The sequence below is a fragment of the Pelotomaculum sp. PtaB.Bin117 genome (assembly GCF_002067195.1).
In the GTDB taxonomy this organism is placed as follows: domain Bacteria; phylum Bacillota; class Desulfotomaculia; order Desulfotomaculales; family Pelotomaculaceae; genus Pelotomaculum_D; species Pelotomaculum_D terephthalicicum.
Genome location: NZ_MVQM01000077.1, coordinates 1 through 22,253, shown reverse-complemented (window position 1 = coordinate 22,253; position 22,253 = coordinate 1). Strand labels below are relative to the sequence as shown.

Annotated in this window: 24 protein-coding genes and 2 pseudogenes; 15 read left to right on the top strand and 11 right to left on the bottom strand. The window is 50.2% G+C overall.

All coding sequences use genetic code 11. The annotated features are described in order from the left end of the window. Positions 1-523 precede the first annotated feature (523 nt). Entirely contained in the window at positions 524-1,804 is a 1,281-nt protein-coding gene (locus tag A4E54_RS05280; RefSeq protein WP_286724844.1) for an IS110 family RNA-guided transposase, read from the bottom strand. A 118-nt stretch (positions 1,805-1,922) separates the two neighbouring features. Next, a complete protein-coding gene (locus tag A4E54_RS05275; protein WP_240084679.1) occupies positions 1,923-2,315 on the bottom strand; it encodes a hypothetical protein in 393 nt (130 codons plus the stop codon). Between the two features lie 241 nt (positions 2,316-2,556). On the opposite strand from A4E54_RS05275, the gene A4E54_RS05270 reads away from it, so the two are divergent. From A4E54_RS05270 to A4E54_RS05235, 8 genes are all read left to right on the top strand, one after another. Further along, positions 2,557-2,847, top strand: coding sequence for a type II toxin-antitoxin system Phd/YefM family antitoxin (locus A4E54_RS05270; protein WP_240084680.1), 291 nt, complete (start codon positions 2,557-2,559; stop codon positions 2,845-2,847). Next, on the top strand, positions 2,840-3,028 hold the full coding sequence (locus A4E54_RS05265; protein WP_240084681.1) for a hypothetical protein: 189 nt from the start codon (positions 2,840-2,842) through the stop codon (positions 3,026-3,028). The genes A4E54_RS05270 and A4E54_RS05265 overlap by 8 nt, the downstream gene beginning before the upstream one ends. A gap of 212 nt (positions 3,029-3,240) precedes the next feature. Further along, the gene (locus tag A4E54_RS05260; protein ID WP_240084682.1) at positions 3,241-3,831 is read left to right on the top strand and encodes an RNA polymerase sigma factor; all 591 of its coding nucleotides are present in this window, start codon (positions 3,241-3,243) and stop codon (positions 3,829-3,831) included. Further along, the gene (locus A4E54_RS05255; RefSeq protein ID WP_240084683.1) at positions 3,785-5,170 is read left to right on the top strand and encodes a beta-propeller domain-containing protein; all 1,386 of its coding nucleotides are present in this window, start codon (positions 3,785-3,787) and stop codon (positions 5,168-5,170) included. Before A4E54_RS05260 ends, A4E54_RS05255 begins: the two co-directional genes overlap by 47 nt. Further along, the gene (locus tag A4E54_RS05250) at positions 5,167-7,500 is read left to right on the top strand and encodes a DUF8725 domain-containing protein (RefSeq protein ID WP_240084684.1); all 2,334 of its coding nucleotides are present in this window, start codon (positions 5,167-5,169) and stop codon (positions 7,498-7,500) included. The genes A4E54_RS05255 and A4E54_RS05250 overlap by 4 nt, the downstream gene beginning before the upstream one ends. Further along, entirely contained in the window at positions 7,487-8,428 is a 942-nt protein-coding gene (locus tag A4E54_RS05245) for an ABC transporter ATP-binding protein (protein WP_240084685.1), read from the top strand. Before A4E54_RS05250 ends, A4E54_RS05245 begins: the two co-directional genes overlap by 14 nt. Then, positions 8,415-9,266, top strand: a complete 852-nt coding sequence (locus A4E54_RS05240; protein WP_240084686.1) for an ABC transporter permease — start codon at positions 8,415-8,417, stop codon at positions 9,264-9,266. Before A4E54_RS05245 ends, A4E54_RS05240 begins: the two co-directional genes overlap by 14 nt. Before the next feature lie 363 nt (positions 9,267-9,629). After that, a complete protein-coding gene (locus tag A4E54_RS05235) occupies positions 9,630-9,881 on the top strand; it encodes a transporter suffix domain-containing protein (protein ID WP_240084687.1) in 252 nt (83 codons plus the stop codon). A gap of 95 nt (positions 9,882-9,976) precedes the next feature. Here A4E54_RS05235 and A4E54_RS05230 read toward each other — a convergent pair whose 3' ends face one another. Then, the gene (locus A4E54_RS05230; RefSeq protein WP_240084688.1) at positions 9,977-10,411 is read right to left on the bottom strand and encodes a hypothetical protein; all 435 of its coding nucleotides are present in this window, start codon (positions 10,409-10,411) and stop codon (positions 9,977-9,979) included. 119 nt (positions 10,412-10,530) lie between these two features. Here A4E54_RS05230 and A4E54_RS05225 point away from each other — a divergent pair, with 119 nt between their 5' ends. After that, the gene (locus A4E54_RS05225) at positions 10,531-11,211 is read left to right on the top strand and encodes a class I SAM-dependent methyltransferase (RefSeq protein ID WP_240084689.1); all 681 of its coding nucleotides are present in this window, start codon (positions 10,531-10,533) and stop codon (positions 11,209-11,211) included. A gap of 45 nt (positions 11,212-11,256) precedes the next feature. On the opposite strand, the gene A4E54_RS05220 is transcribed toward A4E54_RS05225, so the two are convergent. The 8 genes and pseudogenes from A4E54_RS05220 to A4E54_RS05185 form a co-directional block, all read right to left on the bottom strand. Continuing rightward, complete coding sequence (locus A4E54_RS05220; RefSeq protein WP_240084690.1) at positions 11,257-11,547, bottom strand: hypothetical protein; 291 nt, start codon at positions 11,545-11,547, stop codon at positions 11,257-11,259. A 38-nt stretch (positions 11,548-11,585) separates the two neighbouring features. After that, positions 11,586-12,698 (bottom strand): GerAB/ArcD/ProY family transporter, encoded by a 1,113-nt coding sequence (locus A4E54_RS05215; RefSeq protein ID WP_286724828.1) that lies wholly within the window; start codon positions 12,696-12,698, stop codon positions 11,586-11,588. 48 nt (positions 12,699-12,746) lie between these two features. Continuing rightward, positions 12,747-13,898, bottom strand: a pseudogene (locus A4E54_RS05210) (Ger(x)C family spore germination protein). Positions 13,899-13,994: 96 nt separating this feature from the next. Further along, positions 13,995-15,638, bottom strand: a complete 1,644-nt coding sequence (locus A4E54_RS05205) for a spore germination protein (protein ID WP_240084706.1) — start codon at positions 15,636-15,638, stop codon at positions 13,995-13,997. A 203-nt stretch (positions 15,639-15,841) separates the two neighbouring features. After that, positions 15,842-15,964: a hypothetical protein gene (locus A4E54_RS05200; RefSeq protein WP_282442388.1), complete on the bottom strand. Its 123-nt coding sequence runs from the start codon at positions 15,962-15,964 to the stop codon at positions 15,842-15,844. A 31-nt stretch (positions 15,965-15,995) separates the two neighbouring features. Then, positions 15,996-16,286: an ABC-2 transporter permease gene (locus A4E54_RS05195; protein WP_240084692.1), complete on the bottom strand. Its 291-nt coding sequence runs from the start codon at positions 16,284-16,286 to the stop codon at positions 15,996-15,998. Beyond that, positions 16,279-17,148, bottom strand: a pseudogene (locus A4E54_RS05190) (ABC transporter ATP-binding protein). Before A4E54_RS05190 ends, A4E54_RS05195 begins: the two are co-directional and overlap by 8 nt. Before the next feature lie 5 nt (positions 17,149-17,153). Then, entirely contained in the window at positions 17,154-17,528 is a 375-nt protein-coding gene (locus A4E54_RS05185) for a GntR family transcriptional regulator (protein WP_240084693.1), read from the bottom strand. A 185-nt stretch (positions 17,529-17,713) separates the two neighbouring features. Here A4E54_RS05185 and A4E54_RS05180 point away from each other — a divergent pair, with 185 nt between their 5' ends. From A4E54_RS05180 to A4E54_RS05155, 6 genes are all read left to right on the top strand, one after another. Continuing rightward, positions 17,714-18,190 (top strand): Fur family transcriptional regulator, encoded by a 477-nt coding sequence (locus A4E54_RS05180; protein WP_240084694.1) that lies wholly within the window; start codon positions 17,714-17,716, stop codon positions 18,188-18,190. Further along, positions 18,166-19,080 carry a metal ABC transporter substrate-binding protein gene (locus tag A4E54_RS05175; protein WP_240084695.1) on the top strand — a complete coding sequence of 305 codons (915 nt, stop codon included), beginning with the start codon at positions 18,166-18,168 and terminating at the stop codon, positions 19,078-19,080. The genes A4E54_RS05180 and A4E54_RS05175 overlap by 25 nt, the downstream gene beginning before the upstream one ends. A 1-nt stretch (position 19,081) precedes the next feature. Further along, positions 19,082-19,900 (top strand): metal ABC transporter ATP-binding protein, encoded by an 819-nt coding sequence (locus A4E54_RS05170; RefSeq protein WP_240084696.1) that lies wholly within the window; start codon positions 19,082-19,084, stop codon positions 19,898-19,900. Beyond that, a complete protein-coding gene (locus A4E54_RS05165) occupies positions 19,897-20,739 on the top strand; it encodes a metal ABC transporter permease (RefSeq protein WP_240084697.1) in 843 nt (280 codons plus the stop codon). The genes A4E54_RS05170 and A4E54_RS05165 overlap by 4 nt, the downstream gene beginning before the upstream one ends. Positions 20,740-20,966: 227 nt before the next feature. Then, positions 20,967-21,458 (top strand): NfeD family protein, encoded by a 492-nt coding sequence (locus A4E54_RS05160; protein WP_240084698.1) that lies wholly within the window; start codon positions 20,967-20,969, stop codon positions 21,456-21,458. Positions 21,459-21,497: 39 nt separating this feature from the next. Beyond that, positions 21,498-22,238: a flotillin-like FloA family protein gene (locus A4E54_RS05155; RefSeq protein WP_286724823.1), complete on the top strand. Its 741-nt coding sequence runs from the start codon at positions 21,498-21,500 to the stop codon at positions 22,236-22,238. The last annotated feature ends 15 nt before the right edge of the window (positions 22,239-22,253 follow it).

Genomic DNA, 22,253 nt, shown 5'->3' with positions numbered 1-22,253 from the left:
ATTCGCTTCAGTTGTCTGAGGAGCTTGATTTGATATATTGCTTTTAAGATATAAATCGTAGTATATAATTCCTCCCTTAATGTACTTTGATTATCTTAAAATATCTTCATATTTCTTAGTTTTTCACTTTGTTTCCAGATAGCCCATCTCTTGATATTAACATCAATGTGTAATTATGGATGACAATGCGTATCTTTACCCAGGGCCGCATGTTTTTTTGTATCATGGCCGTGGGATTCCACATCGTCTCCCGGCAGCAAACCTCCCATGTCTTCCTGGGTCTTAGCCCTAAATTCCTTCGTTCTGCCTATCCAAGAGGTGGAACGTCAGTCATGCTCCTAGACTGGGTCTTTGCCCTAATGGATAAATTCAACCTGACTGTCCCGGCTCTCTGTTTTCAAAGTGCTTTCAATACCTGTGCATAACTGGGTCTTCCACATAGTCGTCTTGTTGGTTGCGGCACTTTCCACTCGACGATGATTTGTTCTTGCTTTCTCTATCGTTTCAGGGGTCTTCAGCGTCTTTATGCAGCCACCTTCATCGACTGTTGAATATCGCCCATCATCTTTTCCGGGTCGTAGTCAACTCCCTTGCTCAGGATTGTGTAGAATACCCGGATGAGCTTGCCGCAGAGGGCAATAATGGACTGCATCTTGTTTAACGGGTTCTTTTCCCTTGTTAGGTTACGGTGGTGTAGTTCCTGGAATTCCTGGTTTCTACCCAGGATAGCAATCATGGTCATGAACAGCCCATGCCGTAATCGCCTTCGTCCCCGTCGGCTTATAGTGGTCTTGCCTTTGTGTTTGCCGGAGCTGTTTTCTACCAGGTTACAACCGGCCAGTTTTTGTATTTGGCGCGGATGTTCAAACCGGTGGATATCTCCGGTTTCACCGACAAAGGTCGCAGCCGTAACCATTCCAACTCCCTTGATCTTTAATAGTTTGTCTGCATTTGGCACTTGAAGCAGCAGTTCCCACATCAGTTGTTCCAATCGTTCTTGCTGCGCCTGGTATAATTCGTATTCTGCAAGCAGGTTCTGCAGGCTGGCTTCTGAAGCTACACGACCGATGGTTCTGCCAATGCTGTTGGATGCCGCTTTTACCAGTGCCTGTGCTCTTTTTATGCCTACAGAGCGCTTTACTGCTGTCCTCCATGTGGCTAATATTTTGTCCGCGCCTGCTTCCAAAACCTTGTCCGGTGTTGGAAACACTCGCAGTGTCAGAATTGCCGTTTTTCCTGTCCATTTCTTAAATACCTCTGTAAACTCCGGAAACCTTATGTCCAGCCAGCGAATAACTCTGTTATTGATAGCTGTCAGCTGTTCTTGCAACCGTTCTCTTTCAGCCACCGCTTCACGCAGTTCCTGATAGATGTCGTCCGGTATGTACACTTCCCGGTAACGCCCGTCTTTCACCAACATGGCGATGGTCTTCGGATCCTTTCTGTCATTCTTAGTGGGACTGTTGTCATCCAGTTCCTTAGTCCGTTTGACATGAAAGGGGTTGACTATGGCCAGTTTATGGCCTTGGCGGTTGAGGTGGTCTCCCAGTGTAAACCAGTAATGTCCAGTGGGTTCAAAGCCGGCAATGACTTCTGTCTTTTCTTGCTGCTTACATATGTTCCGCATCCACAGGTCCAGGAGTTCGAATCCTTCCGCTGTGTTGCTAAATACCAGCAGCTTGGCCAGTTCAATCCCTCTGTAATCAAATGCTCTGGCGTAGTGGGTTTCTTTTCCGATGTCAATTCCAACAACCAAGGTTTCAATTTTTATTTGCGAAATCTTTTCATTTTGTGTACGCTTCATATAGAGGCGCCTCCTCAATCTGGTTTTGTGCCTTTCTTGTCGGGATCAGCACATTACCATTGTATTGATGGGCGTCTCTTTTTTCAAAGGCCGTTTTCAATAATTACAGGAATGCTCCTTATTTATTTTTAAAGCTGTTCATATAATGGAGCAGAGCCGATGATACTGCCTGCTTTAAAGTCGTATTATGCTCTTTAGTAAACATTTTAAACTCTTTGAAAACCTTTTGGCTTATATGGATCGTTTGAGGTTTTATATCGTCAAAAACATTGTTATTAATACTATTAATGCTATTGATACTATTATAACTAATGCCTTCTTCTTCAACTACTGTCATTAATTTGTCTTTTATCTGAAGCAGTTCTTTTAGTTCCATTATTTCACGCACAGAAAAAAGAGCAGTGTTATACTCATTACAATCAGTTGCCTCATGTTCTTTTTCAGTACGGGCTGCTAAATTTTTGCCAGTGCTATATTCTTTATCTGTAAAATAATTTTGCTCTCTTTGCACAAGTTTACCTCCGGTAGTAATAGTATTACTATTACTCATATTATTTATAATAATGTATTGGTTGGATATAGTCAATACTTTTGGGATATTTGATTATATTTGTCAGGTATAAAAATTCCTTTACTGGCAGTTCTTTAACTCAATGGCAACCTCACTGTATGATTAGAATATGATAACCTTAGTATTTTTCATAACAATTATGCTATAATATGACAGAATAGTGGCTGAAGAGGTGGAAAATGTGAGCCGGCAAGATAATATCACAGCAAATATTAAGCCTTCTATTGCAATCCGGCACGACTATAATTCATTTTCTAAAATATGCCATGAGACACAGTCCCCTGTTATTGTGATTAAGAACGGCGAAGCTGATCTGGTGGTAATGAGTTGCGAAGCCTATCAGAAGATGATGGCGCGCCAACGATTGGGGCGGATGTTGTCGGAGGTTGACTGCGAAATTGCCGCAGGCACGCCTATGCGGGATTTCGAGGAAACGTTTGCAGCTATAAAAAAGAGTATAGACAATGCGTAAGAGAATCGAACTATCCGAGGCTGCCTATTACGACATCGACAGCATTTTTGTCTACATCTCCCGGCACAGCAAGCAAGCAGCCAAGTCTCTTTTAAAGCTAGGCGTTGTTAAGGCTCAGAGACCAAGTGTTACCTGGTTGTTGAGCCTTTTCTACACGCAAAACTACCGGTTGCTGCCTTAAAAAATCCCCTTGCCTTTGCTAATTTTAGAAACCATCCGCAAGTTTTCTAAGTCTAAATAGTAGGACCAGAAAATAGCATGGGAGTTATTTTGCCTATTTAACGTTACATTTTGGATGCCGGCCCGTCTATACGGTAGACAGGCCGGTCGGAGAAATGACCTGAGATAGTATAGTTTAAGCAGCACGGAGGGTTTGCGGGGGAGTGTTGTTGCATGGTAACAAAAATTGGGCTGGAGCGTGTGCGTGTGCCGGGAGGGTCCTTTGAGGAACTCTACGACCAGCATTTTGACGCGGTAAACCGGTATTTGCGGTACCGGATCAGCAGTTCCTGGGATGCCGACGACCTTACCGCCGCGGTTTTTTTAAAGGCGTTGGAAAATTTCCATAAGTACCGGGGGGATGCTCCTTTCGCGGTATGGCTTTTCCGGATAGCCCATAACGCTTATGTCGATTACCTGCGGGGGCGCCGGGAAAGGCCTTGCGCGGAGGGTGACATGGTGTTTTCCGGTTCCACGCAGACCAGCCCTGAGGATGAACTGCTGCAGGACGAAGAAGTAAGGCTGCTGCGGGACATGCTGGGGCGGCTTCCTTCGGAACAGCGGGATGTGGTTTCTCTGCGGTATGCCGGAGAATTAAAGTTTGGCCAAATAGCGCAGGTATTGGGAAAGACGGAAACAGCCGTGCGCATGATGCACTACCGTGCGCTGAAGGCACTGCGCAATAAATATTTCAGCAACGTAGAGGGGGGTGAAAGGATTGAGCGGGAAAATCACTCCATTGGACGCGCAATACAACAAAGATAAAAACCGGGTTCAGCCGGACATTGCGTCCGGCGGGAACTCTCTGGACGAACTTTTGAGCCATATGCGGCGGGTGCGGGAGGCTGTTCCGGTTAACGAGCGTCTGCGAGAAGAACTGCGGGCGCGTTTGGCCGGGATGCGGATGGAAGGCGGCACGGACCGGCAGCGGCCTGTTACGGTGTTATTCCCCGCGGGCGGCCGGAGCAGGCGGCCGGTTTTCTTCTGGCTGATCCCGGCGGTGCTGCTGCTTGCGGCAGTGTCCTGGATATGGTGGTCGCTGATAGCGCCGAAGTCTTTGGAGGCCGGGCGGTTTAAAGAAATAAGCCGTTTTTGGCTGGAAGAAAGCCCGCTGGATTTTACCTGCGGAACGCTGGGGCAAGGTTTTATCGCCGTCAGGGGTGGAACTCTGCAGCTGCTGGACCAATACGGCAATCAAACCGGCACGGTTGAGCCTCCCACAGGTCAGTCCTATGATTCACCCACTTTCTCCCGGACAGGTGACAAGCTGGCGCTGGTACGGCGTTACGATACAGGCGGCGAGGAAATGATCATGGCGCTTATGCCCCCGGGTCCTTTGGGCACCGGCGCCGCGCAGCAGGTGGAAGCAGCTTTGACGAAAGCTGAGGTATTGCTGGCGGCCGGGCAGGGGAAAGAATTTTCCGGACTGGCCTGGTCGCCTGACGGGCAAACCCTGGCCTATGTCCAGGGCGAATCCGGAGGACGGAATGAGGTATACTTGCTGACAAAGGGCAAGGAACCGGTATCCTTGGGCCCGGGAAATCATCCCGCATGGTCTCCGGACGGTTCCCGGCTGGTAGTGGAGCGGGCCGGAGAAAACGGGCAGCCGGAGCTCTGGCTGACTGGTCCCGGTGACAGTGGCACGGTCTTTCTTACGGAAGGGGAACGGCCGGCGTGGGGAGCGCGGGGATACCTTGCTTACATCAGGTCTACAACCACCGAACGGGTGCTCACCTACAGCCCGGACGGCGATCCCCTGTTCACAGTACGGCAGGAGCAAGGGGAAATCAGAACAATCAACCTGGGCCGCAAAGGCGATATCGCTTTTAAACAGCCCGGCCGGCATGCCTGGTCCGGCGACCGGCTGCTATTGGCTACGGACTCCAGAAATGGAGCGGATGAGTTGAACTGGCTGCGCAATTTGGCGGCTGAGGGTGTGCGGGAGCCCCGGACACTGCTGCTGGATAAGGTAAATAATTACCAGAAAATTGGTTTCAGCCAGTCAGGCAAAACCTTGCTGGTGGCCCGCCGGGAAGGCGGGACGGTGGCGCTGGCGCAAGTAGATTTACAGGAAAGATTGACCAGGGGGGGTGAATGGTTATGAAGAAGAACTTTCTGCCGTACGGTAGCTTTTTAATTTGCGCTGTCCTGGCTATGGCACTGGTGTGCGCGGCTTTGCCGTCTTGCGCCGCGGCGGCGGTGGGAATGAAGGTGCGGCCCGGCCTGGGCGGTTTGTATAAAACCGAGCAGCCCCTGGAGTTGACGGTCACTGTGGAAAACTCGGGGCCGGGGTTTGCCGGCCTGCTCAGGGTAAGAAACTACGATGAGCAAACAGATAGAAGTATGCCGGACATGTTCCGGTTCATCGTTGATGTTAACGTCCCGGCGGATGCTTCAGCGCAATACCGTGTGGTGATACCGGGCGAACTGGCCGCGGCGATGCCGGTTGTTGAGCTTGTCTCCGGCGATCTGGTGCTGGCCAAGTCGCGGGTGGAAGGCGCGGCGGTAAGCGGCGGCCGTGTCGCTCTGGCCTTGAGTGAGGAGATCATGGGGAGCGGCCTGCAGGCATGGTTGTCCAACAGTCAGGGCGCTCAGGTGAATTTGAAGTATTTGTCCCCCGGCGAGTTGCCTGCGGACAGTCTTTTATTGAACGCCGCGGACATCGTTATGGTTGATGCTTCCAGCGTGGCGGCTTTGACCGACGGCCAGATCCGGGCGCTGAAAGATTGGATATACACCGGCGGCACGCTGGCGCTGTTTGGCGGCGCCGGGGCCGGCGCGGGCGGGGGGTTCGCGGAAATCAGTCCGGTTTTGGTCACCGGGCGGGAGACGGTCGGCGGCAAAATGGCCGGCCTGCGTGCAGGCGGGCCGTTGGAAGTGGCTTCCGGCAAATTGGTGGCCGGAAACGCCCTGGCTATGGATGACGGCGTCCCGGTGCTGGCCGGGCGCGAGCTGGGACGGGGGCAGGTGTTTTACTGCGGAGCCGCCTCGCGGGATCTCGGCGGCGAGGCCCGGGGGGTCTGGTCGGCCCTGTTTGGCACAGCTTCAAGCAAGGAAAATGCCGCCAGTCAAACCAAACGGTCTTCCATGCCGTACTTGAACGGTCAAGACAACCTGACCGAGGCCAGTGCGTATATTCCCGGGCTGGCAGGCCCGCCGCTCCCGGCGCTGGCGTTGCTGTGGCTGGTTTACGCGGCGGCTGTGGGACCGCTGCTGTACTTCCTCCTGCGCCGCGCGGACCGGAGGGATTGGGCCTGGGCGCTGGTGCCCGCGGCGGCGCTGGTTGTCGCCGGTGGTGTCTACCTGCTGGCGCCGGGCAACCGGCTGCAGAATTACCTGTCCCAGACACTTGCCACAGTGGAAATATTCACGCCGGAGCTGGCCGAGGTCCGGGCGGGAGCCTCTGTGGTGGCTTCCAGGGGCGGCGATTTTGTGCTCAACGTCGCGGACAATATGTATGCCTTGCCGGCAGGCAACTACGGCAGCCCGTCCGGCGTGCCCGCCCTGATCCGTCAAGGTGAGCGGAAGAGCAGCATTGACGTTAACGGAGTCAAATATGGCACTTTAACAAGGGTATCCGCTTACGGGCTGCAACGGGGGTTGGGCAGTATTGAAGGCAGCATTTACCTCAGCGGGAGTACCGTAAAAGGTGATTTGGTCAATGGAACCGGCCTGGACTTGCGGGACAGTGCGTTGCTTTTAGGCGGACGGGTGGTGAAAATCGGCGCGTTCCCCGCCGGGGGGACGGCGCACATTGAAGAAACGCTGGAGAGGTGGAATGGCATATCCGGCAGCCCGCAAACGCTTTTGTTCGGCATGAGCGGCGAAGGCCGGGCGACGGACCCGTTTTTCCGCGAGCGCCGGATGATCTCCGGAGATAACAGCCGGGAATACGGCAAACCGGCCGGCATTCAATTCTTGGGGTGGCATGACGGGCCGCCCGGAGTTTTTGAGGTAGCCGGCAATCCGGGCCTGAAAGAGGACCACGGGCTGGTCTTGGTAAAACAGGTGATTAACATGGAGCTAAAAGGCGAGTTCCGCCTGCCCGCCGGTTCCATAGTACCCTACTCCGCGGGCAGTAACGGCAGGATAGAATACGGCGCCGAAGGAAAAATGACGATGATTGGCAAATCTGCCGAGCTGATTTATGATCTCAGGGACGCGACGATCGGGCTCGGCTGCCGGATTGACGCCCTGGATTTTCAGTCTGTCCAGGGGCAGGTGCCCTACTCGGTGGAAATATACAACCGGCAGCAGGACAAGTGGGAGCCGCTTCCCGGCGAGGGGAGAAGGATTGCTGCCGATGAATTATCGCGGTACCTGGACGGCTATCAGGTAAAGGTAAAGTTTACACGGGTAGGCGAGATATACGAGCCTTATCCGGCATGGCCGGGGCTGGCGGTGGAAGGGGTGTGTCCTGATGATCGAGTTTAACGGGGTCAGCAAAAATTTCGGAGCCACCAGGGCGCTGGAGCAATTCAGCTTAACAGTTCGCCAAGGCCTGGTTTACGGGCTGATCGGGCCCAACGGCGCCGGCAAGACCACGGCCATGAGCATCCTGGCCACCCTGCAGCTGCCCGGCGCGGGCACTGTCACGGTAGACGGCCGGGATGTGGTCAGGGAAGCGGGGGAAGTGCGGGGCAGGATCGGGTATATGCCGGACTTCTTCGGCGTGTACGACGACCTGCGGGCCGCCGAATACCTGGAGTTCTTCGCCGCCGCCTACCACATCCCCGCCGGGCAGCGGTCCCACCTGGCGGCGGGGCTGCTGGAGCTGGTCGACCTGCCGGATAAGGCCGGCGTATACGTGGATTCCCTGTCCAGGGGGATGAAGCAGCGGCTGGCGCTGGCGCGCTGCCTGGTGCACGACCCCAAGGTGCTCATTTTGGATGAGCCGGCTTCCGGACTTGATCCCAGGGCCCGGGCGGAAATGAAAGAAATTATCAGGCATTTAAAGCAGATGGATAAAACGGTGTTGATCAGTTCGCACATTTTGCCGGAACTGGCGGAGATCTGTGACGAGGTGGCCATTATGGACAAAGGAAAGCTGGTTGCCTGCGGCACAGTGGCGGAAATAACCGCCGTCTCCCGCGGCGCCAGGCAGATGAGAATAGAGGTCCTGGACAGGGCGGAGGAACTGGCCGCCTACCTGGCTACCCGCCCCGGTATCAGCGATTCTCATGCGGACGGGCCGTCGGTGCAGTTCATTTTCAGCGGGGAGCAGGCGGAGCAGGCCGGGCTGCTGCAGGCAATAATCACCGCCGGCTGGCCGGTGGCTGAGTTCGGCGAGGTTAAGCGCAACTTGGAAGAGGCCTTTATGGCCGTAACAGGGGAGGAGGCGGCAAACGATGGCGGAAATTAATCCGGTTTTGCTGAAAGAACTGCGCCAGCGGTTTCGCAATAAAAAAGCATCATGGCTGCTGGCGCTTTACCTGGTGGTTATCGGCGCCTTTGTCCTGGGCTTTACTTATTTAAATTGGCGTAACGCGCCGGGGTTTTATCAACCTTCCCGCAGCCAGGAAATCTTTATTTTACTGAGCGTTGCCCAACTGTTCCTGCTTGCTTTCGTCACACCGGGGCTGACCGCCGGCGCGATCAGCGGGGAGCGGGAGCGGCAGACGCTGAATGTGCTGCTGACCACCCGGCTGACCACCTGGCAAATCATCTGGAGCAAGCTGGTTTCCTCAAACGCTTTCGTGGTGCTGCTGGTGGCGGCCACCCTGCCTCTTTACAGCATTGTTTTTCTGTACGGCGGCATCTCGCCGGGCCAGGTGGCGGGAGTGTTTGGTTTTTACCTGGTGACCATGTTTCTGTTCGGCTGCATCGGCGTGGCCTGCTCAGCCTTTTTCAGGAAAACGGGAGTCAGCACCGTCACAGCCTACGGGCTGACCTTCGCCTTGTCCGCAGGCACTGCGCTGCTCTCGGTATTCCTGATTGAACTGGACCGCTCCTACCGGGCGGGGGCATCGGCGGCATCCAGCCTTCCCCTGCCCCCGGACTTCATTACCGGGGTGGCGCAGTTTTTGCAAGAAACCAACCCTATTTTTGTGTTGATGGAGATACTGGGGACAAATAGTATATTAAATGACTTTAACTTCGGCCTGCCTTACTGGGGCGTATACACCGTTTTATACCTGGCTGCCGGCGCCTTGTTATTATTTTGGAGCGCCCGCCTGCTGTTTCCCAGGAAGAATAATTAAAGCAAATGACAACCATCAGCCAGAACATTGTGGCTCTATCCAAAAGAAAGAGAACTGCTAAAATGAACTTAAAAAATGAAAGCCACATGAAAACCTCATAAGTTGTGGCTTTTTTTATCGTCCTTAAATAACAATGCTTGCGGAAGGAAATTTGGTGTGAAAGGTAGAAGTAAGCAAGCCAGTCATCCCTTATCATTAAAGGGTAAGTGCCATGTCGTTGCCCAATATAGTTACAGTCGATGAAACTAATATCGATGCCGCAATCATAGAATAATATCCGCAACGCTTTGCCTCACAAACTTTTTAACATACACTCAGCCAGAGTGGAAAATGTGATTTCCTTTAATCCGGAGGTAGCCGCTGATGACAGAGAAAAAGCCATGGTTAAAGAAAGCCGGCATTGCCCTGGTTATTCTTTCTTGTGCTTTCTACGGTGCTTTATTGCTCGTACCCTTTACTCCTTATACAATCGGCGTAAAAGTAATAATATCTTCAGTGCTTGTTTTTTTAGGTGAAGCGTCATTTTGGATTGGTGGTTTTATACTTGGCAGAGAAATAGTCATGAAATATAGAAAATACTTGAACCCATTACAATGGTTTAAAAAAACCAAGTAAATGCCGGGCACTCTTGTCCGTATTCAGTCGGTTTACGGATTATCGATTTATCTGGAGATTATGCTTATGCCAAATTTGACGAAGAAACCGGTCCATTATTCTTCTTCTCTTGCCAGGTGAATGGACCAGGAAGATATTTTGCCGGCTGCATTGTATAATACGCCTTTGCCGATATACTCAGATGCACATATTTGGGTCAAAAATTCGGAGCCGAATAGATCTCCCTTTTCAGTGCTGAACAAGGAAATAATTGAATCGTCAATGACCACGAATCTTCCTAACAATGTTCCCAACTCCGGGTTTAAGGCTTTCCATGCAGTAAAGTCTTTGACGAAGGGGACGATTTCATAGTCGTTTCTCAATTCTACCGGGTTTTCTCCTGAAAGAGTCAGACAGCTAATATTTAACCATAAATCCTTAAGGTGGGTTATTTGGGACTGCCCTTCAACATTTAACGGATTACCGTTTTCATCATAATAGATCCCTTTTGCGATCCATATGCCTTCTGAAAATAAATAAGTATGTTTCATAAAAGCCCTCCGGGAATTTAAACTATCGACAAACATAATTGTGAACGAACGCTAAACACTTTTTAACATGAAATTAGTCAAAAAGCAAGATGAACGGTGAAACGGGGAGGGGATTTTGCATGAGTAGTGAAATTCAAAAAAAGTTCGACCATATTTCTATGGACTATGACCGTCAAAGGAAACAGTTGATTCCTTGTTTCAATGATTTTTACGGTGTTGCCGTATCATTGCTCGAACCGGTGTGCGAGAAGCCGATTGTTTTAGACATCGGTGCCGGAACCGGACTTTTCTCTTCATTCCTCTTGGGCAAAATCCCTGAGGCAAGGTTAACCTTAGTCGATATTTCAGAAAAGATGCTTCAGGCTGCTAAGGAAAGATTTAAAGATGTTAGTGACGTAGAGTATATAGTGGGCGATTATACTAATTGCGTTCCATTCCGGGAATATGACATTATCATTTCGGCTTTATCCATCCATCATCTTAGCGACGAGCAAAAACTCAAGCTATACAAGCAGTGTTACCTGATGCTCAAGCCAAACGGGATATTCATAAACGCCGATCAAGTGCTGGGAAATACGCCATATACTGATTCCGTCTTCAAGAAACATTGGAAATCAAGTGTTGAAAGCAGCGGGCTCTCAAAAGAAGAGATAGCATCCGGCTACGAGAGAATCAAGCTGGATAAGGAAGCAACTCTTCCCCGACAGCTAAGCTGGCTGGCAGAGGCCGGTTTTTCGGATGTTGACTGTGTTTATAAGTATTATCATTTCGCAGTTATGTTCGGAAGAAAGCCGGCCTGATATAATTGCACGTATGTGGCAGACAGATAACAGTATAGGCACACTTTATGGTTTTTTCAGCAATTCGGCCAGGGGTTTAAACAGCGTCTCGATCGGCGCGTTGGGCTCAAATGGCCGTATTCCGTATACTTGCGGGATAGTAAGAGCCATGCCGATAATCAGGAAGACCGAAAAAGCCGCCAATTCACGCCACATCTTTTTCTTTACCAGGCCAGGTGCCTCAAGCCAAATAATAAACGCAAAAGCCAGCAGTACCAATGCTATCATAAAACTTGCCAACTCCCTTTTTAGAGTAAGTGCGAGCATGTCTTTCAACCAGATCGGCAGCTTGCTCAATTAATTCTGCCTCCTTCAAGCAGCGCAGCCTGCCGCCTTCAATGTCGGGTTTTTCTTGGTCCTCTGAGCATGGCAGCAATCAGAAGCAGGAGGGGGATGCACGCCTGAAATACTATCCAAAAAGGGAGCGCGGACGTAGCCAAGAAAGTATATAAACCAAGAATACTTTCATGGGCCATGATGGACAGAGCCAAAATGATTACCCCTACCGGCAAAACCAGAGGTTTGTAATCCTTCAGTTCCAGCCACTGGGCGCTGCCCAGCACCGCTGCCCAGTAAAAAATGCTGATTTTTACCATGCCCCCGGCCACCCATACGAACATAATAAGGGCTTCCAGCCGTTCGAGGAAATTGGCTATATTGACTATCCTGACTTTGTTCAAGCTTGGAAAAATCCACCCGTCCGCGGCTTCGGGACCATACAATGCCATGCTGTTGACATATGAAAAGATTAAAATGCTTCCGGTAATTAAAGTGGCTGACGCAGCCACCCGGTAAGCTTCTTTTGCTTTGTTCAGATAGGGGATCAGCACGGCCATGACGACGATCTCACCAAACCAGACAGAAGGCATAATTGCGCCCTTTATAATGGGCACAGCTCCATTGTCGATATAAACCGGCAGTAATCTTTTTAAGTTCAATTCGGGTACAAGAAGAATATTTACAATAAAAACCATCGCCAAGATGATCGGTAAGAGAATCTCATTTACCCGGGTAAAAACCTCCAGGCCGTTGCGCACGGCATAGGCAGCTATCACCGTAACAAGTATTTCAAAAACAATAATCGGTGTTTCCGGCATAAAGGCGGAAACCATAAAAGAACCAAACTGCCGGAGAATTTCGGCATTCATATGGATTAACCACCAGATATACAAAAAGGCGACAACCTTGCCCGGCCACCTGCCCAGGATTACCTCTGCAAACTGAAAGATGGTCTGGCCCGGAAAACGCAGGCTTAGATTAACCACCAGCCAGGCGATCAGCAGCGCGGCAAAAACGGCCAGCAGAAGTGAGATCCAGCCGTCCTGTTTGGCTAGATGGGCAATTGCTGCGGCCATGAAAAGAAAGGCCGTGGGCAGGACCATGCTCACCATTAAGAAAATGGCCTGTCTGCTGCTGATTTTGCCTCCTTCAAGCATGGCCGCTCGCACCTCCACACCTTCATTACTATTCCCGGACGCGCCGGAGTTTTGTTTAAGCTATTCTTTCTCGCTTGTTCTTTTAGTCTCTAAGCCGCTGCGTCTCAAATGCGCCTCCACCGTGATGTTAACCCCGGAGCCGGCGAATACCTCATCCCAACTGTCTTTCAGCTTAGGCCACACTTTGGGGTACTTCCGGTGGAAACTTTCCCCGAAATTTAAGATGTCTACCCTGTATTCCCCCTGTGCCTTCTCCAGAGCAAGCCTGACCTTATCTTCCACTTCCCCGGCCATTTCTTCCTCTATGGCCTTACGGACCTGCCGTTCCGTTATCTCCTCGCCGGACTGCTGCTCCTATAAATCACCTTCAATAACTATTTTCACATCAAACCATACCGACTCCCCTTCATATTGCGGTTGTACTTCCGTAGCGCCGCGGATTATATTTATAGACATTTCTTTACCCGGTTCGGTCAGGGATGAGACACTGATAACTCCTTTCAAGGTCTCACCCCTGAGCCAGAGCAGACCCCGGGTTTCCGATTCGTCCAGAAAACCTGCCAGCGTTTCGTCATGAAACACAGCTGTACCGGTAAGGGCGGCTCCCTTCTGCATTACACTTTTGGCCCGGGCCAGTCCCCCAGAGTTAATGCTATAGTCAATAAGGTCAATCCGGGAGGCAATGGGGTTGGTTCCCTGGTTGGCCAGCATAATGGTAAAATCCTTCAAATTTACGGAATAGCCCGTTCGGGACCTGGCCAAGTTAGCGATGTCCTGCGCTGAAGTGTTTTCCATTTCTGAACAGGTTTCCAGGATATCTTTAGCTTCCCCGTTAGCCACCATGATCCACATAGTTTCACGGGAATACGGCGAGCGGAGGAAGAAGTCTATATACCGGCGTATTCCGTGGCGGGCCGCTTCTTCCCCGAAAACCAGAATAGCGCTATGTGCCCAGTAAATACTGCGGGAGATCCGGGTGGCTAATCTTTTTTGGGCATCAAGGACGGTTTTGCCCGTCCCGGAAACCACCCAGGCAGACGGTTCTATCCCCCTGGCCCCGCCTCCCCATCCGCCGGTAATAGTGCTGGGTTTGGCCAGCTGCAGAGTCAACATGACTTGACCATCGGGAGTGCGGTCAATGCCCGCTCCCAAAACAATGGCCAGTTCGCTGAGTTCTCTGCGGCTCCAACAGCCGCTTAAAATACCGGCCATAAAAATGAGCAACAGTAAACAGCTTAGCGGTTTCTTCATTGTCTCACTCCTCCTGTTCCCTGAGCATAGCGACGGCCGATAAAAGGAGGGTTAAGGTTACCTTTTTCCCCGAGTTGGAGGAGGAGCAGGTTTAAGCCCCCTTGCCACCCGCTGCGGATTCGCCATGCCGACCAGCCTGGGGCGGCGCAGCATGGTCCACCAGGGCATTCGTACGGCCACATCTTTCAGGCCGTCTGTATTTAGCGGCGCCAACGGAGACAGGTAGGGAACACCAAAAGAACGCAGGGTGGCCAGGTGCACCAGAATGGCCAGCACCCCGCAGATCACTCCGTACAGCCCCAGGGTGCCTGCCAGCACCATGATGGGAAATCTTAAAAGGCGTATGGAAGTACTGGCGTAATAACAGAAAGTAAAGGAGGCAATACCTGTCAGGGCTACCAGTATTACCGTTCCCGCGGCGACAAGCCCCGCTTGCACTGCGGCCTGCCCAATGACCAGCGCTCCCACGATACTGACCGCCTGGCCAACTTGCCGCGGCAGGCGGATACCGGCTTCCCTTAGGATTTCAAAAACAAACTCCATCATAAATGTCTCGACAAAGGCCGGGAAAGGCACTGTTTCCCGCTGAGCCGCCAGACTTAACAGCAATGCCGTGGGCAGCATCTCGTGGTGGAAGGTGATAATGGCAATATATAGTGAAGGGGCCAAAAGGGAAATGATCATAGAAAACCAACGGAGCAGCCTCATCACCGAGCTGAACATCGGCCGCTCGTAGTAGTCCTCGGGAGATTGGATAGCTTCCACAAACAAAAGCGGTACAGTCAGCACATAGGGAGTGCCGTCCACCAGGATGGCCACCCGCCCTTCCAGCAGCTGTGCCGCCACTTTGTCCGGCCGTTCGGTGTGGAGGACGGTGCAAAAAGGGCTCAGGGGGTTGTCCTCGACCAGCTCTTCAATGTACCCGGTTTCCAATATGGAATCAATATTGATCCTGTTTAACCGCTCCTTGACCTCGGTAACCACTTGCTCATTTACAATGCCTTTGATATAAACTATCGCTATGTCGGTTTTAGTGATCTGCCCCAGCTTCATGGCTTCGATTTTCAGGTTGGGGTTCTTAATCTTGCGGCGTATCAAGGATGTGTTCACCCGCAAGGTTTCGACAAAGGCCTCACGGGGACCCCTTACTACCAATTCCGTCTGGGATTCTTCTATACTCCTGCTTTCCCAACCTTTAGCGTCGTTGATGACGGCGCACGCGCACCCGTCTACCAGTAAAACGGCATCCCCTGCCAGCACAGCGTCAATGACCTGATCTAGATTGTTTGTTTCCTCAATCTGTTGTATGGGGAGAAGCCTCTTTTTGATTATTGCAAACACCCGGGTCCTGGTGAATTCCTCACCCTGTTCCACCAACGGGGCATCAAGCATTAGACTATGCATAATCTGATCGCTGACCCGGGTTTTATCGACCATGCCGTCTAAATAAACAAGGGCCAGCTTGATCCGCTCGTCCTGGGCAAAGTCAAACTCGCGGTAGATCACATCGCTGCATTCACTCAATATTGCTCTTATCTGCCGCAGGTTGGTTTGCAGATCAGAACTCAAATCTTGATTTCGCGGCTCCTGGTTTGCGGTCAGGTTTTCTTTTTTTTGATTTTTGGAGCCATTATCTTGCTGCCCGGAATCTGATTTTCTGCGCCCGGACATACCGCGCCTGATGAATTTGATGAATCTCATCAAAGGAAAAAACCCCTTCAAAATTATAAAATTTACCCTGATGTTGAAGATTGCATATTATTATTGCCCTTAAATGGAATTATATTTAATTAAGATAAGAGTCTTATTAATAAAAGGCCCAAGAAGTTGTGAAATACTTCCTGGGCCTTAAATCCAACCTTATTATCGAACAGACTCCGATGCCGTTTGTCCCCATTTGCCGTCTATAAATCTTTCTTCGCATAGATTTTCAGGGTGCATGTAAAGGAAACAGCCAGAACAATAAAAGTGAGAATGACTGCCGCCAAGTATACCTGCGATACGTTTTCGCTGAAATATTGGATCAAGTTTATTACCACCGGCTGTTCCCGGTTCTCCTTAAAATAATCTAAAACCGTACTTGGAATAAAACATAGACAGGTATTTGGAAGCTACTATTTCGCTGCGCCTAACGGGCAGGCTGTTCAATATGACCATGGTATTGTTTTTAAAATCAGCCTGCAGGGCGGTCAGGATGAGTATATACGATATTCCCATTGCCCCCATGCTGTAGATACATTGCGAAAAAGGAGGTTTTGAAAAAGCAAAAAAGATAAAAACGCCATATAACAAGGCAAATATTATAGTCCTTTTTTGTATCAGAATATCTTTCAGTATTAAATTAAGCATCCTCCCGGTTCCTCCTTGTCGTGTAAAGCATGATGTCATCAAGATCCGCTTTTTCAAGCAAAATCCTGTCACCTAATTGTGATTTAAGCCTGGCGGCATCGTTGCTGAGAGCCTGAAAGCCGAACTCGTTTTCCCTTAAGCCGATGAGAAGCTTGCGGCTCTCTTCTGTCAGAAGGTCCTTGCTGCCTTTAACAATAACGTATTTGCCCAGTATCTCATCCTTTACACCGCTGAAAACGATTTTGCCCTTGTCAATAAAGCAAACATAGTCGGCGATTTTATCCAGGTCCGTGGTTATATGCGTGGAAAAGAGCACTCCCTTGCTTTCGTCCTGGAGCAAATCCCGCAATATTTCCAAAAACTCATCTCTGAAAACAGGATCGAGGCCGGATGTTGGCTCATCCAGAATGATCAGGCCGGCGTGGTGGGACAGGGCGACGGCCAGGGAAAATTTCATTTTCATTCCCCTGGACAACTCTTTTATTTTTTTCTTGGCAGGCAGGTTGAACCTTTCCATGTATTGCTGAAAAATCCGCTCATCCCAGTCCTGGTAGAAAGGAGCGATGATCCGCTTCATCCCCGTTACGCTGAGTTCCTCGTAATAATAACACTCTTCTTAAACAAAGCCGATTTTTTGTTTTATTTCCCTGTCATAGTGTTGATGGTCCCGCCCGAATATCCTGATTTCACCCCCGTCCTTTTTGACAAGATCCATGATTAGCTTGATGGTGGTTGTCTTTCCCGCTCCGTTTGCTCCGATAAAGCCCATAATATATCCGTAAGGGATGGAGAAGGAAACATTATCCAAAAGAAAGCCTTTGAATTTTTTGGACAGGTTGTTCACTTTCAGTATGTTTTCCATTGCTGTTAAGCTTCCATAAAGAGCAAATCCAGCATCTCATGCAATTCAGCCAGATTAATGCCCAGCAGTTTGCAGTCATCCACAACTTCAGCCAATTTTTCCTCTATTATCCTCATTCTTTTCTCCTTAAGCAGTTCGGCGCTTTGTTCAGAGACATAGGAACCTTTTCCGGGAACAGTTTCGATGAAGCCGTCCCGCTCCAACTCTTCATATGCTCTTTTGCTGGTAATCACACTAATCTGCAGTTCCCGGGCAAGCGTTCTGATGGACGGGAGCAGCTCGCCGGGCTGTAATTCTCCAATTATAACGCTGTTTTTAATCTGCCTGTAGATCTGCTCGTAAATGGGTTCCGGAGAAGAGTTGGAAATAATTATGTTCAATTATTTCTGACCTCCATGTTATTAAAATATATAATGTATATATTGTATATACACATTATATATTGTGCTTTGTTATTTGTCAATTAGGAATTAAAATGAAGTCGCATCTTGACAATTTTTATTTGTCAGGGTATAAGTAATATTGAGTTGCAAATAAGAATATATATTATTTAGGAGGCAGTCCGGTGAAGGAAGACTATGTGATCGAGCAGTTTCGTAAAAACGGCTATAAGATTACACCGCAGAGGCAGGAAATTTTGAAGGCTTTCATGGGGAATAACGATAATCATCCGCTTAGCGCCGAAGAAATTCACCGGAAGGTGGTGGAAAGCTATCCCAATGTCGGCATTGACACAGTCTACCGTAATCTAATTGTTTTTTTGGACTTGGGGATTATCAACAAGTTAAACTTTCGCGAAGGTAAAAGCAGGTACGAATTAAATTCGGGAAAACATCACCATCATCTTGTTTGTTTAAACTGCGGCATGACGGAAGTGATTGACTATTGCCCGTTTAAGACACTGGACCGGGAGAAGATTGAAGAAGAGAAAAAGTTTGAAATTAAGAAGCACAGTTTTGAGCTGTTCGGCTACTGTGAATTGTGCAGAGAAAAAAAAGAAAAGGAAGGTTCCAAAAAATGCGTAAGCCTGCAATCCTGTTAATAACCGCTGTTTTATTGGTCACTGGATCTGTCTTTTTGTCCGCATGCCAGGGACAAACTCAAACGGCACCGGATAAATCAGCAACGGACAAAACGTTGACCATTGTTACCTCGTTTTACCCCATGTATATCGCGGCTATTAATGTCGCCAAAGACGTACCCGGCGTAAAGGTGGTCAATATGACCCCGCCTGTGACGGGCTGCCTGCATGATTATCAGCTCAAACCTGACGACTTGAAAACTCTGAGTGAAGCTCAGATATTTGTTGTAAACGGCGCGGGAATGGAGTCGTTTATGGACAAGGTGGTTAGTCAACTGCCTGATTTGAAAATTGTCGATGCGAGCAAAGGCATACCGCTCATTAAAGGTGATGGAGAGGAGGGCGACAACCCTCATTTATGGGTGAGTATTTCGAATGCCATACAGCAGGTTAACAATATAGGATTGCAACTGGCCGCGCTTGACCCGGAACATGCCGCGCAATACAGCGCCAACACCACTGCTTACGCGGATCAGCTTGAGGCGCTCCGCGTCAAGATGCATCAGACACTTGACGGTGCCCAGAAGCGGGACATTATCACGTTTCACGAAGCTTTTCCCTACTTTGCCCGGGAGTTTAACCTCAACATCGCCGCTGTGATCGAAAGAGAACCCGGTTCTGAACCGAGTGCCGCCGAGTTGGCCGACACCATTGAGATCATTGAAAAATCGCAAATCAAGGCGCTCTTCGCCGAACCTCAGTATTCGGCGACGGCCGCGGAGACCATCGCCCGCGAAACGGGTGCGCAGATATATATCCTGGATCCGGCTGTGACAGGCGACATGGAGCCGGATGCGTATCTGAAAATAATGGAGACAAATATGAAAACCTTGGAAGAGGCGTTAAACTAAGATGTCTAAGGTTAGTATTATTCAAAAAACACACAGAGAATCTTGCGGGTTGTGCCATACAAAGTTGAAAAACTTTGGGGTCACTATCGGTAGAACTGAAATATTGCGTGATATTGATCTTCATATTCAATGCGGCGAACTGACAGCCCTGGTCGGTCCGAACGGAGCAGGCAAGACGACGTTGTTAAAAGCGATTCTGGGGGAAATTCGCCATACCGGAGAATTGTCTTTCCTTGATGCCGGGGATTGCCGGAGGAATCCTGTTGTGGGTTACGTTCCCCAGCGGCTTGACTTCGATCCCGGTTCACCGGTCAGCGTGTTGGATTTGTTCTCAGCCTGCTTGTCATCCTGGCCGGTTTGCCTGGTCCATTCCCGCCGTCGTCGGGAACGTGTCTCCGCCGGCTTGGCCAGCGTTCAGGCAGAGCACCTGCTGGACCGGCGACTGGGTGATTTGTCAGGAGGGGAACTGCAAAGAGTGCTCCTGGCCATGGCTCTCGAGCCCAATCCCGACCTGCTCCTGCTGGATGAACCGGTGTCAGGCATCGACGTGCAGGGCAAAGAAATATTTTATGATTTGGTTTCAAACCTGCGTAAACAATATGACCTTTCCATCATACTGGTTTCTCACGATTGGTCTTTGGTGTCCAATCACGCGGACCGCATCGTCCTATTGGACCGGACGGTGCAGCGCTGCGGTACGCCGCAAGAAGTTTTCTCCGATGAAAGAATACTGAGGACTTATGGACCGGCCATTAGTAAAGATACTGAACAGACCTTTTTAAAGCCACGACTTATTCATAACGGAGGTGTGCGTGCATGATGGAAACATGGTACGCTTTAGTCAATCATTTACTGCCGTTTGCCTGGACCCAGCACACCTTTATGAAGAACGCGCTTCTGGCAGTGCTTCTGGTCAGTCCGTTATTCGCCATCATGGGTACGATGGTTGTTAATAATAAAATGGCCTTCTTTTCCGATACAATTGGGCACTCTGCCCTTACCGGCATTGCTATCGGAGTGCTTCTGGGCTTCCAGGACCCGCTGTGGATTATGGTGATATTCTCTGTCCTCCTGGCTTTGGCAATCTCTGTCTTAAAGACTTTGACAAACGCCTCCACCGATACGACTATCGGAGCCGTTTCCGCTACCATGGTGGCGCTTGGCATTGTCATTCTCTCACGGGGCGGCGGTTTTAACAAGTTTTCCCGGTTTCTGGTCGGCGATTTATTGAGTATTAATCCTGACGAAGTGCTATTGCTGGCTTTTACCCTTGCAGGCGTTGTCATCCTGTGGGGAGTGATGTTCAACAAGTTTTTGCTGGTGAGCGTAAATCCGTCCTTGGCACATAGCAGAGGTATCCCGGTTCGCCTCATTGACACCTTGTTTTGTATAACAACAGCGGTCATTGTAACAATTTCCATTCAGTGGGTGGGTATCCTGATCATCAATTCACTCTTGATTTTACCGGCCGCGGCCGCGCGCAACATATCGCGCAGCATGCGGCAGTACCACGTGGCTTCCTTGCTGATAACCTTTACCTCCGGGATAGCGGGACTGCTCATGTCGTATTATTGGTCAACAGCCACCGGGGCGACCATAGTTTTGTTCGCGGCGCTGTTTTACCTGGGAACGCTTCTGGTGAAACCCCGGTTCGCTTAAGAGAGTAAAGAGAACAAACATTGAGAGCGGGGTCTGTATTTTTTGAATACAGCCTTTTTGATTTTATTGTACAGTAAAAGGTTATACTGGGAATCTTTGATTAGGTGGGACGGCCCGGCTTGACAAGAAGTATATTTATGATAGGCTTGTTGTAGGAAAGTTTATACCGTAAGTAAGGAATAATATCGACAGGATAAGTTTTTCAGTATGGAGGCGACGGAAGTATTATGTCCCCTGCTTTAGTCAACTGGCTTGCCTTTCTTGCATTTTTGCTGGGGTTGATCGCATTTTTGCTGGAAATATTCGTTTTTCCCGGTTTCGGCGTGGCCGGCATTGCAGGTGTTATCCTGGTGGGGTGGGGGATATTTCTGATCGCGGTGGATGTCACCCAGGCAACGGCGGCGCTTGTTCTGGCCGTTGTCGCCACTATAGTGATTTTAATCGTGGGCTTGCGGCTGATGTCCCGCTATAACATGTGGTACAGGCTGACTTTACAGAACAAACAGCAAAATGATGAAGGCTATGTCGCCCCCGCGCCGGAGTTGAGCCTCTATGCCGGGAAGGAAGGTGTCGCGCTGACTCCTCTTAGACCGGCAGGTTCGGCGGAGCTTGACGGCCGCCGTTTGGATGTGGTGACTGAGGGGGAATTTATCCCCAAAGGCAGGCCCGTTAAAGTAATCAAAGTTGAAGGCACGCGTGTTGTGGTGAAGGAGATTTGAATATCTGAGCAGGGCAAATTAATAGAAGGAGCGGTGAAAATGGGTTCTGGAGCTATTGCGTCGTTATTGTTGTTTTTTTTGATCTTGATCGGTGTGGTTGTAATTTTTAGCTTTATTCCCGTGGGACTGTGGATTTCAGCCCTGGCAGCCGGGGTTAGAGTCGGTATAGTTACCTTGATTGGCATGCGCTTGCGCAGGGTGCCCCCGGCCAGGATTGTCAACCCGCTGATTAAGGCCGACAAAGCCGGTCTGAACATTACCGTGAACCAGCTTGAAGCGCATTACCTGGCCGGAGGTAATGTGGACAGGGTGGTGAACGCTTTAATCGCCGCGGAGCGGGCGGCCATACCGCTGCCTTTCGAGCGGGCCGCGGCTATCGATCTGGCCGGCCGGGAAGTATTTCAAGCCGTGCAGATGAGCGTAAATCCCAAGGTGTTGGAGACACCCCTGGTGTCGGCGGTGGCTAAAGACGGCATCGAATGCGAGGTCGTGGACGTAAGGTCGCTATCTCCCCTCGACGTCGATACGATCGTCAGTTCCGTGAAGAAGACGGGCAGACTCGCAATTGTTGAGGACGACAACGAGAACTTCGGCTGGGGGGCAGAGGTGGCTGCGAAGATCACCAACAGCGAAGCCTTTGACTTTTTAGATGAACCGATTTTGAGGGTTGCTGGGAATAACATACCCATACCGTATAGCCCGGAGCTCGAGAAGGCGGCCGTGCCCCAGGTGGAGGACGTGATCTCTGCGGTTAAGGGCGTCTTCTCCAGAAGGGGGTAGAAAGATGGCGACAGT

Excerpts from the sequence above, each read along its gene's own strand:
- A4E54_RS05205 (WP_240084706.1), bottom strand. The coding sequence starts at position 15,638 with ATGAGATTCATCAAATTCATCAGGCGCGGTATGTCCGGGCGCAGAAAA.
- A4E54_RS05265 (WP_240084681.1), top strand. The coding sequence starts at position 2,840 with ATGCGTAAGAGAATCGAACTATCCGAGGCTGCCTATTACGACATCGAC.
- A4E54_RS05280 (WP_286724844.1), bottom strand. The coding sequence starts at position 1,804 with ATGAAGCGTACACAAAATGAAAAGATTTCGCAAATAAAAATTGAAACC.
- A4E54_RS05225 (WP_240084689.1), top strand. The coding sequence starts at position 10,531 with ATGAGTAGTGAAATTCAAAAAAAGTTCGACCATATTTCTATGGACTAT.
- A4E54_RS05165 (WP_240084697.1), top strand. The coding sequence starts at position 19,897 with ATGATGGAAACATGGTACGCTTTAGTCAATCATTTACTGCCGTTTGCC.
- A4E54_RS05175 (WP_240084695.1), top strand. The coding sequence starts at position 18,166 with ATGCGTAAGCCTGCAATCCTGTTAATAACCGCTGTTTTATTGGTCACT.
- A4E54_RS05170 (WP_240084696.1), top strand. The coding sequence starts at position 19,082 with ATGTCTAAGGTTAGTATTATTCAAAAAACACACAGAGAATCTTGCGGG.
- A4E54_RS05250 (WP_240084684.1), top strand. The coding sequence starts at position 5,167 with ATGAAGAAGAACTTTCTGCCGTACGGTAGCTTTTTAATTTGCGCTGTC.
- A4E54_RS05245 (WP_240084685.1), top strand. The coding sequence starts at position 7,487 with ATGATCGAGTTTAACGGGGTCAGCAAAAATTTCGGAGCCACCAGGGCG.
- A4E54_RS05235 (WP_240084687.1), top strand. The coding sequence starts at position 9,630 with ATGACAGAGAAAAAGCCATGGTTAAAGAAAGCCGGCATTGCCCTGGTT.
- A4E54_RS05260 (WP_240084682.1), top strand. The coding sequence starts at position 3,241 with ATGGTAACAAAAATTGGGCTGGAGCGTGTGCGTGTGCCGGGAGGGTCC.
- A4E54_RS05160 (WP_240084698.1), top strand. The coding sequence starts at position 20,967 with ATGTCCCCTGCTTTAGTCAACTGGCTTGCCTTTCTTGCATTTTTGCTG.
- A4E54_RS05195 (WP_240084692.1), bottom strand. The coding sequence starts at position 16,286 with ATGCTTAATTTAATACTGAAAGATATTCTGATACAAAAAAGGACTATA.
- A4E54_RS05155 (WP_286724823.1), top strand. The coding sequence starts at position 21,498 with ATGGGTTCTGGAGCTATTGCGTCGTTATTGTTGTTTTTTTTGATCTTG.
- A4E54_RS05240 (WP_240084686.1), top strand. The coding sequence starts at position 8,415 with ATGGCGGAAATTAATCCGGTTTTGCTGAAAGAACTGCGCCAGCGGTTT.
- A4E54_RS05230 (WP_240084688.1), bottom strand. The coding sequence starts at position 10,411 with ATGAAACATACTTATTTATTTTCAGAAGGCATATGGATCGCAAAAGGG.